At 47.5% G+C, this 14,592-nt stretch carries 8 protein-coding genes and 1 rRNA gene; 8 read left to right on the top strand and 1 reads right to left on the bottom strand.

Going from position 1 to position 14,592, the window contains the following annotated elements; translation table 11 throughout:
* Positions 1-968 precede the first annotated feature (968 nt).
* The 5 genes from J2Z66_RS18760 to gdhA all read left to right on the top strand — a co-directional run bounded on the left by J2Z66_RS18760 (position 969) and on the right by gdhA (position 9,428).
* Positions 969-2,951: a polysaccharide deacetylase family protein gene (locus tag J2Z66_RS18760; RefSeq protein WP_209973152.1), complete on the top strand. Its 1,983-nt coding sequence runs from the start codon at positions 969-971 to the stop codon at positions 2,949-2,951.
* Between the two features lie 68 nt (positions 2,952-3,019).
* Positions 3,020-3,997: an AAA family ATPase gene (locus J2Z66_RS18755; RefSeq protein ID WP_209973150.1), complete on the top strand. Its 978-nt coding sequence runs from the start codon at positions 3,020-3,022 to the stop codon at positions 3,995-3,997.
* A gap of 34 nt (positions 3,998-4,031) precedes the next feature.
* On the top strand, positions 4,032-5,252 hold the full coding sequence (locus J2Z66_RS18750) for a DUF58 domain-containing protein (RefSeq protein ID WP_209973148.1): 1,221 nt from the start codon (positions 4,032-4,034) through the stop codon (positions 5,250-5,252).
* Positions 5,239-7,818 (top strand): transglutaminase-like domain-containing protein, encoded by a 2,580-nt coding sequence (locus J2Z66_RS18745; protein WP_209973146.1) that lies wholly within the window; start codon positions 5,239-5,241, stop codon positions 7,816-7,818. The genes J2Z66_RS18750 and J2Z66_RS18745 overlap by 14 nt, the downstream gene beginning before the upstream one ends.
* A gap of 230 nt (positions 7,819-8,048) precedes the next feature.
* Positions 8,049-9,428 (top strand): NADP-specific glutamate dehydrogenase, encoded by a 1,380-nt coding sequence (gene gdhA, locus J2Z66_RS18740; RefSeq protein WP_376774436.1) that lies wholly within the window; start codon positions 8,049-8,051, stop codon positions 9,426-9,428.
* Positions 9,429-9,476: 48 nt separating this feature from the next.
* On the opposite strand, the gene gltC is transcribed toward gdhA, so the two are convergent.
* The gene (gene gltC, locus J2Z66_RS18735; protein ID WP_209973144.1) at positions 9,477-10,385 is read right to left on the bottom strand and encodes a glutamate biosynthesis transcriptional regulator GltC; all 909 of its coding nucleotides are present in this window, start codon (positions 10,383-10,385) and stop codon (positions 9,477-9,479) included.
* Positions 10,386-10,611: 226 nt separating this feature from the next.
* Between gltC and guaA the strand changes: the two genes are divergently transcribed.
* From guaA to J2Z66_RS18720, 3 genes are all read left to right on the top strand, one after another.
* Entirely contained in the window at positions 10,612-12,150 is a 1,539-nt protein-coding gene (guaA, locus tag J2Z66_RS18730) for a glutamine-hydrolyzing GMP synthase (protein WP_209973142.1), read from the top strand.
* 309 nt (positions 12,151-12,459) lie between these two features.
* A complete protein-coding gene (locus tag J2Z66_RS18725) occupies positions 12,460-13,860 on the top strand; it encodes an NCS2 family permease (RefSeq protein WP_209973139.1) in 1,401 nt (466 codons plus the stop codon).
* Between the two features lie 552 nt (positions 13,861-14,412).
* Positions 14,413-14,592 (top strand): 16S ribosomal RNA (locus J2Z66_RS18720); the annotation flags it as partial.

Here is a 14,592-nt window from a genome sequence, read left to right as displayed (position 1 = left end):
AGACGTTATTTTAGTAATTCATGGGGTTATTGCGATGCTTACGGACCTGAGAGACGTTATTGACGCTGAAACCGCGCCAACAGCATGAATTTAGGGTCAATAGCGGAATGTATGTCCGTAACTCTCGCGAAAAAGAGATAAATGGTGAAATAGCGTATCTCATGTCCGTAACCAATAAGAGAACAACCTGCCATGGAGGAAAGAAATGCAAATGTGCATTTTTTTTGGACCTAAATGAACTTGATAAAGTAAATTACTGCGAATCTGCAGGTTTTCTGCCGTCTCTTGCCCGTTTGAGAGCTCCATGTGGTAATTTTCCTGCACCATTGCAGCAATTCTAGGTAAATTTCCGATTTTAGGTGAAAAAACTGCACTTTCGCAGCTTTTACTGCGGGCCACCATCCAGGTTGAAAGGGGGAGGACGATTTTGACAACGAGTTGTCTATATGTTTGTGATACATGAGATAACTTGGTTATAATCTAAAGTATGTAAAAATAGTTTTATACAATAAGTTTTTTTGAATTTGGAGGAGGAACGAAAGGAATGGACATTGTCTTCGCGTTGGTGGGAGTGCTTTTTATGTATTGTTTTTGACCACTCTTCATAAATTAATACACAAAAAAGAAAATGATTTCATGTTGCTTATATTACTTACTTCTGTGTTGTTTGGCTCTCTATTTTGGATTTTATTGTATATTGTGGGCAGCCGATAATAAAATCTTCCAGATCAATATTGATAGTATTTCAGCTATAACTCGTATTTTTAAATTGTTTTCTTAGCTCCAGCCATGATAGAAACGCCCCTATTTGTTATTTTCAACTCACTTCCGGCGGTTTTCCTTCAGGGCTGTTTCTCGTTTAGTAAGTTTTTTCATATTTAGCGTTTGGTTAGGCATACTCTATGCATCTCTCTCATATACTCTATTAGTAGTCAAAAAATGATAGATTAACCGGAGGGATTATCTGCATGCGCAATTATCCAATTATAACCTTACAGAAATTTTCTGCTAGATTATCTTTTACGTTAATGCTGATCATTTTCCTGCAAGTAAGTGTGTTTTTTTCTCCGGCGTCATTCACTCATGCTGAGGATTCGCAGGCTTCCGGTAGTTCTTTGCAACAAAAAACTGGTAATCAAGAAGCGGGAAGTCCAAAAGCAAGCAGCCAGAAAGGAAACAATCAGAAAGAAAGCAACCAGAAAGAAAGCAATCAGGAAGAAAAGAATCAGAAATCAAACAATCAGAAAGTAGTCGAGCAAAAAGTAATCGATGAAAAAGCAGGTAATCAACAAGCGGTTAATCAAGATGCCAAAAATCAAGCGACATTCAAGCTGCTTAATGAAGGTAAGCGTCAAGGATTGCAGCAGGAGCAGCAGGATAAGACTTATAAGATTCCTGAGAAGCCTACCGTTTATCTAACCTTTGATGATGGTCCGAGTAAGCTGACTGGGCCTGTGCTGGATTTGCTGCAAAAGGAAAATATTAAAGCGTCCTTTTTTGTGCTTGGGAAAGAAGCTCAGGCGCATCCTGAATTGATCAGGAGGATTATTAATGAAGGACACACAATTGGCAATCATAGCTATGACCATATATATAAAGAGCTTTATAGTGATTTTTCAAGCTTTTGGGAGCAGCTTCAGCGGACGGAACAGATTTTGAACGACACTGCCGGGGTGAAGCCGCGTTTGGTTAGAGCGCCTGGCGGGACCTTTACGAATTTTGATGCTTACTATTATTATTACATGGATCAAGCGGGCTACACGGTAGTAGATTGGAATGTGGACAGCGGAGACTCCAGGAAGAAGAATGTACCCAAGGGAGATATTATTGAAGAGGTGAAAAAGGCGCCGTTGAAGCATGAAATGACTGTCCTGTTTCACGATGGAAGCGGGCATGAAGCGACTTTGGAGGCACTGCCGGAAGTTATTCGTTATTTTAAAAATAAGGGCTACGCTTTTGCCCCTCTGTCTGCTGAGGTGAAACCCGTACAGTTCCCGCTTGGCAAGAGTAAGTGGAATCGTACTATGAGCTACGCTCATTTTCAGGAGCTGCTAACAGAAGTGGCGGCCTATGCGCATCTATATCAGTCTGAGCACGCTCAGCAATCTGGACAGTCCCATCTCGCGAAGCAAGTCATAGAGGCAGTGGAGGAGGATCGGGCCAAGGAAGTTCAAGCCAAGCAAGCAGAACAAGCAAAGCAAATCAAGCAAGCGGAGCAAGCCAAGCAAACAGTGCAAGCCAAGCAAACCAAGCAAACCAAGCAAACCAAGCAATCCAAACAAACAGAGCAAGAGACTCAGGCAGCCAATCAAACTCAGCAAGCTAAACAGGTGCCGCAGGTTCAAAAAACTCAAACTCAGCAAGCACAGGTCCAGATAGCTCAGCAGAAGCTGGCTTTTGAAGGGAATCTATCTGCTGACGAATCTTATGCAAGTGAAGCTTTCATCAGCTCGGAGATGGGGCTGTCAAATAGCAGCGGTGAGGAGCTTCTGGCCTGGCAAGGCAGATTGGCGATTCAAGAATCGGAGCAGGCGCTAGCTGTTGCCAAGGGCGGCCAGCTTACTATAAAGCTTGGGAATTATGCTAATCAGTCCTTCATCCTGGAGCCGGATCAATATCAGCTTAAAGGTGATCGTATCCAGCTTTCGCTCCGTTTTTTGATGGAAGGACTGGGTGCTGAAGTGTCTTGGGAGCAGGAGAAACGGACGGCATGGGTGCATTTTGGGTTGACAGATATTTCATTTGATGTGCCAAGTCGAACGATCCAAGTCTATAAAATGGGCGTTGCAAAAGAAGTCTATTATTTAGCGGAATTAAATCTTATAGAGGGAGTTCTGCAAGTACCGCTTACTAGTACATTAGCACTTCTGGGTGGTCAGGTGACCGGATTTAATGCTGGAGATGGACCGAAAGAGGTTGCTATAGATATGCGAAAATATCTCTTTATCTAGACTATGTCTAAAATGCTAGACGGCTGGAAAAACTAGAGGCATAACCTTTATAAGGAGGCTACATAAATATGCAGCCATATGCCGGATTATTTGACCATCCCGCTTCTATTATTGAACGCATGGTAAACAATGTAGAGAAAGTAATTGTAGGTAAAAGAGAGACGATAGAGAAGCTTTTTATCGCGATGCTTTGTGGCGGTCATGTTTTGTTGGAGGATGTGCCGGGTGTGGGGAAGACCATGCTCGTAAGGGCTGTTGCCAGGACGATAGGCTGCGAGTCTAAGAGAATTCAATGCACACCTGATCTTCTGCCCTCTGATGTGACAGGGGTATCTATTTACAATCCCAAAACGGCAGAGTTTGAGTTTCGCCCTGGTCCTTTGTTTACGGCGGTCGTGCTTGCGGATGAATTGAACCGTACTTCACCGAAGACTCAAGCTGCGCTGCTGGAGGCTATGGAGGAAAAGCGCGTCACTGTTGACGGGGTCAGTCATGACCTGCCGGAAGCCTTTGTGCTGCTGGCCACGCAAAATCCGTTCGACTATGAGGGGACCTTTTGTTTGCCTGAGGCTCAGTTGGACCGTTTTATGGTTAAGCTCACGCTTGGATATCCTGATTCAGTGCAGGAAAAGCAAATGCTGGATCGGCTGCTCCGCAAGTCCTCGCTTGAGCTGCTAAAACCAGTTATTCTGCTGGATGAGTGGATTCAATTGCAAAACGCTGCCCAAGCGATTCATGTCGATGATACGCTGATGGAGTTCATTGTGCGTATTTCCGCAGCTACAAGAGAACATGGGGAACTGTTGCTTGGTGCAAGTCCACGGGCATCCTATGCGCTGATGCGCGCAGCTCAAGCCAGAGCGTTGATGGAAGGCAGAAGCTATATGATTCCAGACGATATTAAAGAGCTTGTTGTGCCGGTTTTGGCGCATAGGCTGATCCTCTCTTCGCAAGCAAGAATGGCAGGAAGGAAAGCGGAACATATTTTGGCTAATATATTAGCAGGCATTGCTGTGCCTTTGCTGCGCTTTGCTTCGGGTAAGTAACGTGGTAGCTGTAAAGATAGGGGCTAGAAGCCTCGTGCTGCTTGTCGGATGTGTGCTGGTAGGATGGATGGCGGTATCCAGAGGCGGATTTATTTCTTATTACATTCTGGGATGCTTATTGGTGATTATGCTCACTGCTGTTTGTTTACAGTGGTTCTCTTTGCTGCGGCTACAGGCACAGCGAAAGGTTTTGAACGCTGTGGGCACTGCTGGTGATGAAATGTTTGTTAAGGTGCAGGTTACTTTTCGCTCGCTGCTGCCGCTTGTCTGGCTAGTGTGGAGAGAGACTTGGAAGCATGAAGAGAGTGGAGAGCTGCTGCAATACAGCACACTACAGTTTCCGTGGTTTCAGCGCTCGCTTGCGATTGGTTACAAAATTAGAGGCTTGCGTCGTGGAAAATACTCCTGGGTCAGCGGTGAGGCGGTGACCGGGGATCTTTTTGGATTTGCCGTTAATAAAAGGAAGGCTTCCGCAGAGCACGCCGTTCACTCTTTTAAGGTGTATCCGAAGCCTGCTGAAATCAGCCGCATCGCTATACCCCTTGCTTCGGGAGATGGAGCTGCCGCGCAGCAGCGCCGGCAGCTTGATTGGGCGCCGGCACATGCGGTTGGCGGCATCAGGGAATATGTGAGCGGCGATTCCCAGCAGCGCATTCACTGGAAATCAACCGCAAGACTGGGGCGGTTGATTACGAAGGAGGCCGAGCGCAGCTCCGCGGCCAAGTGCATGCTGCTGCTCGACGCTGCGCCCGCATTCCCGCCCGGCTCCGCAGGTGCGGCTGCTTCGCAGCCCCTGCTCGAGCAGGGCATCGCACTGGCGGCGGCCTTCTTCGAAGCCGCCGCTGCCGCGCGTGAGAGCTGCGGCTTCGCCAGCAGCTCCGCAAGTGCCCAGCGAATCGCCCCCGCGATTCGCCAAGATCCCACGCTCGCGTACGAAGTACTCGCGAGCGTGGGCGGCAACGCCGCCGAAGCCTTTCCTGACCTTGTCAGGAAAGAGGCCGCGGCTTTGCCGCCCGATACGTCGATGCTGTGCATCACATCGACGCTGGGTCCTGCCCTGCTCCACGCTCTCGCAGAGGCGCGGAGCAGGAGACGAAGTGTGCACGTGGTCTACGTGCACGCTGGTTTGGCCCTCTCGCCAGCGGAGCGCGAGGGCGTTGCTCAGCTGCAGGCGCTGGGCTGCAGCTGCAGTGCTGCGCCACATCCGCGCAGCGAGTGGCCGAAGCGGGAGGTGATCGTCGATGCCGACGCCTAACCTTCCGCTTCAACCACCGGGCAGCTCGTCCGCTCCCGCGGCAGGGCCGCGCTCATCAAAGCACCAGTCCAAAGCTGATCGCACGAAATCATCTCGCAACGTTTCATCTAGCTCTGATCTATCTGGCACGGCTTCAACTCAATCAGCTCCGTCCCGAACGAAATCATCTCGCAAAGTTTCATCTAGCTCTGATCCATCAGGCGCGGTTTTAGAAGTTAACGCGCCGGGTAAAGCGGATGATTCACCTGCCGCGGGCTCATTGCTGAGAGATGGCGCGCTTTCTTTGCTGCTCCTTGCGATGCTTTGGGAATGGCTGCGTCCGATGCCGGAGCTGTCAGGTGCTTCGGGAGCCTCCGGGGTGTACAGCATGCTGCCGTTTCTTCTTATTTTCGCGGTAGGTATTGCGCTGGATTGGTTGAGAGTGCCTTACATGCTCGGGTGGGTTATCAAAGCTGCAGCGCTGCTGACCTGGATTGGAACTTCGTTTTATACAGATGTATTTCTTGAGATGTCCTGGATCTGGGATTTCCTTGTTGTGCTAGCTCAAGATGGCCTGCATACCTATCACTTGGAATTAGCCTTAATTAGTCAACAAAGCCGCGTACTGCTGTTTCTAATTGGCTGGCTGCTGCTGCTTTCTGTAGCGCAAGCCCTGATGCTGCAAAAGCTGCATGCCCTGTGGTTTATAGCCGTAACTATAGCCTATTTGTTGCTGCTGCAATTGCTGGTCGGCATTGATACTACACTAGGCGTTATCCGGGCATTGGGCTCAGGACTAGCTCTCCTTGCTCTATTAAATTTCTCGAAAATCCAGCAGCACTATGGAGTTAAAATAAATGTGGCTGGCTGGCCTGCACGTTGGCTAATGATCAGTATAGTCGCAGCGGCAACCGTTGGAGGATTGGGCTGGTTTGGCCACCAGTCACAGGCGGGAAGGCTTATTCAGCCTATAGATGGAACGGCGCTGCTGCAGCGATGGGAAAGTTATTTTCAACAGGATTCAAATGGTTTCGCAGGAGCCAAGCAAGTGATAGCCAAATCAGGCTACAGTACAGATGATTCGGTGCTTGGTGGTCCGCTGCAATCTGACGATAGTCTTGTTTTTACGGCAACAACTACGGCAACGGTTAAAGCAACTGCGTCAACCACAGAAATGGCGCCGGCTAAGGAAGTGGTTGTAGTCCCGGCTTACTGGCGTGGAGAATCCAAGAGTGTCTATGACGGAAAAGGCTGGAGCGGTAAAGAGCCGCAGTGGGAACCGTTTATTCCGCAGCCGTCCTCACTCTCACAAGAGCAATTGGAACGCGGGGCTCAATTGACCCAGGAAGTTTTATGGCATAATGAGGCGGATAGCAGCAAGCAAATCTTTTATGGAGGCAGCCTGGTGCGGGTGGATAACCTTATTACAGCGAAGGGTAAGTCCGCACGGCCGGAAACAGTTTTGCATGATGAGCTAACCGGGAAGGTTGTGCTGCCGGAAATAGCAGATGCCATTTCTTACTATAAAATAACCGTTAGCCAGCTTCAGCCTGATCTTTCGATGCTTGCTGCAGACAGGGGTGAATATCCAGCTGATATACGAACGGAGTATTTACAGCTTCCAGAGCGGCTTCCAACTGCAATCAGGCGGCTGGCGGAGCAGATTACGAAGGGACTTGAAGAACCCTATGCAAAGGCACAGGCTATCCAAAACTACCTGCGCAGCACCTACACATACAGTATGGTCAAGCCGACCCGGCCTGGGCGAAATGAGGATTTCGTCAGCCACTTTCTTTTTGTTGATAAAAGCGGCTATTGTGATCATTTTTCAACAGCGATGGTCGTGATGCTCCGTTCAATCGGGATACCGGCGAGATGGGTGAAGGGATTTGCGCCTGGAGAGGCAAAAACAATGGATGCCGGAACGGCGCAAACGCTGAGGGTGCTCGCTAAGGATGCGCATTCGTGGGTAGAAGTTTATTTTCCTTCTGGAGGATGGATTCCCTTCGAGCCAACCCCCGGTTTTACGGGACCAGCACTTCTATCAGCCCAGGAGCAGTCTCAAGAAAAAGCTCAGCAGGCTGTTTCTTCTATAATAGAAGATACAGGCAGTGATAGTGGCGCGGCAGCGGTATGGCTGCGACATTTAGGAGAAAGAGGAGCGGCATTGCTGAAAAAGATACAGGAGACCGCAATTCTCAATAAACGTGGAGATCTGCTGCTGCAAATTATAGTCATAGGAGCTATAGCTGTTTTAGTCACAATAGCCTCTCTGTTTGTATGGAAAAGACATCGGGCGTTCTTTTTACCCCGGCGGCCTATTAGATTGATGGAGGTTCTGTGGGGACAAATATTCCGTGCATTCGGCAGCAAGCAAGCCCATCAGACCTTGCGCGAGTATATCGAAGGGCTGCAGATACAGGATGCCGCTTTGAAGCTGGAGCTGCTTGAGCTTGCCGGCCGGTATGAGGAAGCCAGGTATCAGCCTTATGGTCATGCTCTGTACTCACGAAGCCAGATTGTCGATATGTGGAAAAATATTCAAGATATAGCTGCCAAATCAGTAGACAAGCATCTGGTTAAATGAAGCTGACTGGCTAGAAAAAAGCCGATTTTTCTGTGATGTAGATTTTTTGTCACGTCTTTAAAGTCTTAAATTGCCCCAATAATCTCACTCATATCAATTTGGCATGAAGATCATCTAAATGACATATTGTTTATGCCGACTCTCGCATAATAAGATACAAGTAACGTAAACCGACTTCTGATGTTGATTTCTAGGAGTTCGGATTGTTTACAAGCGAGGGGGAGACTGGAATGGCAGTTATGGAAACAGAATTGGAAAATACTGCGGCAGCAAAGCAGTACGTTCAAGAAGTATATGAAACGGTAAAAAGAAGAAATCCAAATGAAAGCGAATTTCACCAAGCGGTGAAAGAAATCGTGGACTCTTTAGTTCCGGTATTCGCTAAGCATCCGAAATATATGAAGGCCGGTATTCTTGAGCGGATCGTTGAGCCGGAGCGGGTTCTATCCTTCCGTGTTCCTTGGGTGGACGATCAAGGTAAAGTACACGTTAACCGCGGTTTCCGCGTACAGTTTAACAGTGCGATTGGCCCATACAAAGGCGGCTTGAGATTCCATCCTTCCGTCAATGCCAGCATTATTAAATTTCTGGGCTTTGAACAAATTTTCAAAAACTCATTGACCGGTCAACAAATCGGCGGTGGTAAGGGTGGTTCGGATTTCGATCCGAAAGGCAGATCCGACAATGAAATCATGCGCTTTACACAAAGCTTCATGACGGAGCTTTATAAGTACATTGGTCCTGATGAGGACGTTCCTGCTGGAGATATTGGTGTAGGCGCACGTGAAATCGGCTTTATGTTCGGGCAGTACAAACGGATTCGCGGCGGCCATCAAGCCGGTGTTCTTACAGGCAAAAGCGTTATTTATGGCGGCAGCTTGGCTAGAACGGAAGCGACTGGCTTTGGTACGGTTTATTTCGTCCATGAAATGCTGCAATCTATTGGTTGGAGCTTTGCTGAGAGCACAGTAGTCGTATCCGGTTCCGGAAATGTATCCATTTACGCCATTCAGAAAGCACAGCAGCTGGGCGCCAAGGTTGTTGCCTGCAGTGATTCCAATGGTTATATTCACGACCCGAACGGCATCAATGTCGATACTGTGAAGCGCTTGAAAGAGGTTGAACGCAAACGGATCAGTGAGTATGTACTGGAGCATCCGGGTGCAACTTATCATGAAGGCTGCCTGGGCATCTGGACGATTCCTTGCGATATCGCGCTTCCTTGTGCAACCCAAAATGAAATTGACATCAACTCCGCCAAAATCCTTGTGGCTAACGGCGTAAAAGCGATTGGAGAAGGCGCGAACATGCCATCCACGCTGGAAGCGATCGATTTATTCCTGGAAAGCGGCGTCCTATTCGGACCAGCCAAAGCAGCAAATGCAGGCGGTGTAGCCGTATCTGCTCTGGAAATGTCCCAAAACAGCATGCGCTACTCATGGGCGTTCCACGAAGTAGACGATAAGCTGCATGAGATCATGAAAAATATTTATCGCAACAGCATCGATGCTGCCGAAGAGTACGGTTGTTCCGGCAATCTAGTAGCTGGCGCCAATATCGCAGGCTTCTTGAGAGTAGCCGACGCTATGATGCTTCAAGGTATCGTATAAATGAATACAAAAAAAGGAAATGATCGCATAGCGCTCGTTTCCTTTTTTTTATCCGTTGCTGAATTCACGGATCGTTGCAAAGTAGTTTCTCAAGAAATCGTAAAATAGCTTTTCAGTTGGCGGCAGCTCCCGGTTACTCGGTGTAATGATGCCAACGCTGCGGGTTACTTGAGGATCATCTATATGGACTTTTACAGTGGAGCGCGGAATGTTGTCATTTAAAGCAATTTCAGGCAGCAGCGTGATGCCCAGACCGGCCGCGACAAGACCTTTGATCGTGTCGATATCATCGCCTTCGAATGAAATCTTCGGTTCAAAGCCCTGCGCCTCGCAGGCGTCAATGACAATATCTCGCAAGACGAAGCCTTCCGGAAACAAGACGAACATATCGCCGCGCAGCTGGTTCAGTCTCAAATTGGGCTGATCGACCAGTGGATGGCTGGCAGGTAAGAGTGCAACGAACCGTTCCACAAACAACGTATCTCCGTGAATTTGCTTATCATGCTTCGGTACCGGACCAATCAGGGACAAATTCAAAGTTCCTTTGCCAACCAGATCGATCAGCTCCCGGTAAGAGCCGTGCTGCAGTTGAAATTGGACTTTGGGATAATGGTCCCGGAAAGCAGATATGACCATAGGCAGCATATGGGAAGCAAGGCTGCTTGGAAAACCGATGTGCACCGTGCCGCGCTCCGGGTCAAGAAATTCTTCGATTTCCTGCTGCGCCTTCTCGATGACCTGGATCGCCTGTTCCATATGGCCGAGAAACATTTTGCCAACGGGAGTCAGTCTCACCTTGCGGCCGTCGCGGATGAAAAGATCGACCCCAAGCTCAGCTTCCAGCTTGAAGATTTGCCGGCTGACAGCGGATTGGGCCACGTGGAGGAGGTAGGATGCCTCGGTAACGTGCTCCAGCTTGGCTACTTCGATAAAGTATTGGATTTGTCTTAATTCCACTCTAGTTATTCACCGCCATTACTTGTCCATTACTTGTTCAATACTTGTTCTGCGAACTTGCGGCACTAACTTGTCATGCTATGTGAGGTTTAGTGCTTACCCTATTGTACAACAAACTGGCAAACAAGCAAACAGTAGAACTTGGATATTCCTGAAGCACTGTAATTTCTTGACCACGAAGCGCTCTGTAGATATAATAAGCACTATGAAATTAGGGGGGCGGCACATGGACAAGCCGAATGAGCTTATCGTTGTTTTGGATTTTGGAGGACAGTATAATCAATTGATTGCAAGGCGGATTCGTGATTTGGGTGTTTACAGCGAGCTTATGCCTTTCAATACAACAGTGGAAAAGATCAGCAGCTTGAATCCTAAGGGGATTGTTTTCTCAGGAGGGCCTGCCAGTGTATATGGAGAAGGTTCTCCTTTGGTTGATCCGGCCATTTACGATCTTGGTATTCCAATTTTCGGTATTTGCTATGGCATGCAGCTTATTGCGCATCAATTGAATGGGAAAGTGGAACGTTCCTCATCCCGTGAATACGGCAAGGCAGAGATCGGCTTTGTTGAAGGAAGTGCTCTTGTTCAAGGATTGGATTCGAAGCAGGTTGTCTGGATGAGCCATGGCGATCATGTTTCAGCGCTTCCTGAAGGCTTCGTTCTTGATGCAAGCACGGAATCGGCACCTATTGCCGCTATGAGTCATCCGGACAGGAAAGTGTTCGCGGTGCAGTTCCATCCCGAGGTTCGCCACTCAGCTCAAGGTAATGAGATGATTCATAATTTCATTTACGGAGTTTGCGGCTGCACGGGTGAATGGAGCATGGAAAGCTTTATTGAAGACACGATTAAGGATATAAGGGACGAAGTAGGCGATAAAAAGGTGCTCTGCGCGTTAAGTGGAGGCGTGGACTCTTCGGTAGTAGCTATTTTGCTGCATAAAGCGATCGGCAGCCAGCTTACCTGTATGTTTATTGACCATGGTCTGCTGCGCAAGGGCGAAGCGGATAGTGTGATGGATACCTTTGTCGGTAAATTCGATATGAAGGTTGTCAAAATCGATGCCCGCGACCGGTTCCTGGGCAAGCTGTCAGGCGTGGACGATCCTGAGCAAAAGCGTAAAATTATCGGCACGGAGTTTATCCGCGTATTTGAAGAGGAATCCGCCCAGTTTGATGACTTCACCTTTTTGGCCCAAGGAACGCTCTATACAGATATCGTGGAAAGCGGCACGGCAACGGCACAAACGATCAAATCGCATCACAATGTCGGCGGCCTGCCGAAAGATATGAAATTTAAGCTTATCGAGCCTTTAAAAGCATTATTTAAAGACGAAGTACGCAAGGTCGGCGAAGAGTGCGGTCTGCCAGGCGTAATCGTATGGCGTCAGCCGTTCCCAGGACCAGGGCTTGCTATCCGTGTTTTGGGTGAGGTTACTGAGGATAAGCTGCTTATCGTCCGTGAATCCGATGCAATTCTCCATGAGGAGATCGCCAAGGCTGGACTGCAGCGGGAGATCTGGCAGTATTTTACGGCGCTGCCTAATATGAAAAGCGTAGGTGTAATGGGCGATGCCAGAACCTACTCCTATACAGTCGGCATTAGAGCTGTGACATCCATCGACGGAATGACAGCAGACTGGGCGCGTATCCCTTATGAGGTGCTGGAGAAAATATCGAACCGCATCGTCAATGAGGTTGATAATGTGAACCGTGTTGTTTACGATGTGACTTCCAAGCCGCCTGCGACGATTGAGTGGGAATAAAAGATATTAATTCATGAAGAATGGCCTGTTTGAGGGATGAGACCTCGGCGGGTTTTCTTTTTTTTACGAGATGCTGAGCGGCTGGTAAGCTCTTCTGCCCAGGATTAGAGCCGGATGGATTCTAGAAATATTCAAATTGACAGCATTAGAAACCGTTTACATTCCGAATGAATATTTTAATCTGCATAAATAATGTACGGATTTTTTTCATTGACAAGCAGGTGATGGATTCATAAAATGGTGGAGTACACATATTTGGAATTGTCAAGTTTTGCTGTTCCAATCAAAATTTTAGGAGGAGTTTGAAAGATGGACCGGTTTTTTAAATTGAAGCAAAGTGGAACGACAGTACGAACTGAGATCATGGCAGGCTTAACGACCTTTATGGCGATGGCGTACATATTGGCTGTAAATCCCAATACGTTGTATGCTTTTGGTCAGACGGGTATGAATTGGTATGCCGTGTTTCTGGCTACAGCCTTAGCGGCCGGTATTTTTACAATTGCTATGGGGCTATTCGTTAATTTTCCGGTAGCTGTGGCTCCAGGGATGGGTCTTAACGCTTACTTTGCTGCCGTCATTCTCTCTTCAGCTGCATCAGAGAATCCATTTACTTGGCAAATGGCACTAACAGCCGTATTCGTATCGGGGATTATCTTTATCATTTTGACGATTACCCAAGTGCGGCAAATGCTGTTAACCGCGATACCGGATGGGCTTAAACATGCGATAACGGTAGGTATCGGGCTTTTCATTACTATTATTGGTTTGAAGAACAGCGGTTTATTATCCGTTGGTGTTGAATCGGTTAATGATATTCCTAAAGGAGTTTTCACGGAAGTTGCTTTCTTCGAAACGGTCTTTCATATGGGAAGCCTGGAGAATAAAAGCGTACAGCTGGCCATTATCGGGCTTATTCTGATTAGCGTGCTAATGGTGCTTAAAGTTCGTGGAGCGATTTTATTCGGTATACTTGGAACAACAGTTGTTGCTATGTTAATGGGTGAAGTGAACTGGGATGTTCTAACCAGCAACCAGACACCTTGGGTTCCTCATTTTAATGAGCTTCAGTTTATGGCTTTTGATTGGAACGGCATTTGGCAGACGGGTATTATTTCTGTCATTGTAACGTTCACCTTTGTGGAATTGTTTGATACCTTTGGGACATTGGTCGGTACAGCTAACCGCGCTGGCTTAATGAAGGATCCTGTTGAAGGCAAAAAACGTGTTGGTAAAGCGATGCTTGTTGACGCTTTTGGCGTTGGCGGTGGAGCTATGCTGGGAACATCAACTGTAACTGCCTATGTGGAAAGTGCTGCTGGTGTTGCTGAAGGCGGACGTACTGGACTAACGGCTGTTACAACTGGTGTATGTTTCTTGCTTGCTCTGTTCCTGGCTCCGGTAGCTGCTCTTATTCCTGGCTCGGCTACGGCAGCAGCTCTGATCATTGTTGGAGTTCTGATGATGCAATCCGTTCGCGATATTGATTTTCAGGATTATGTCATTGCCATTCCTGCCTTTTTGACCATCACCTTTATGCCGTTTACTTATAATATTGCGAATGGAATTTCGTTCGGGATCTTTACTTATGTAATATTGGCTACCGTAGCTAATGTAGGCGGCAAAGGCAAATATAAAGTTCATTGGTTGATGTGGGTTCTGGCCGTGCTTATTCTTGCCCGCTACGTATTTATTGGGAGTCAGGGTTAAAGCGATCATATAAAGAAAGAAAACCAGAGGACGCCGAAAGGCGTTTTCTTTTTTTCTTTGTTCGGTTCACTATCCCTTTGAATCAGGAGGGAGGATGCAATCGGTAATGTATTGTAGTGTATGGGAAAAACCTTGCTGTTAGCAGGTCTTTTGCTTACCTGAAAGCGGCCCTGAATTTAATTTTAAAAAAAGATGGATAAAAAGCTTGCATTCTGTTTTAGAATTTGTTATATTACTCCTTGTCGCTTCGGAAGCTTAAATGAAAAAAAGAATTTGATAAAAAAAGTTCTTGCAATGAAGTAGGCAGATGTGGTATATTGATTAGGTCGCCTTTGAAGGGTGGCAATGATAAACAAAAGAAATTGTTCTTTGAAAACTGAATAACGAGTGAAGAAGAGATCGCCTGATGAGGCCTCAGATCCTAACGGAAATGAAGCGCGCAAGTGATCACAAAAAGTTTTAAAATGAGATGTAAATCTCGTCAGTTTCGAATTTTGAGCTGTTAAGCTTGAGAATAAAAAGTCGTGTGTTGCTTCGGCAGCATGCGCAACTTTATTGGAGAGTTTGATCCTGGCTCAGGACGAACGCTGGCGGCGTGCCTAATACATGCAAGTCGAGCGGATTTGTTCCTTCGGGAACAAGTTAGCGGCGGACGGGTGAGTAACACGTAGGTAACCTGCCTTTAAGACTGGGATAACTATCGGAAACGATAGCTAAGACCGGATAATTGGC

Origin of the sequence: Paenibacillus eucommiae, from assembly GCF_017874215.1 — a bacterium.
Classification (GTDB): domain Bacteria; phylum Bacillota; class Bacilli; order Paenibacillales; family NBRC-103111; genus Paenibacillus_AI; species Paenibacillus_AI eucommiae.
The sequence above is the reverse complement of the archived record's forward strand: the minus strand, read 5'-3'. Positions and strand labels throughout refer to the sequence as shown.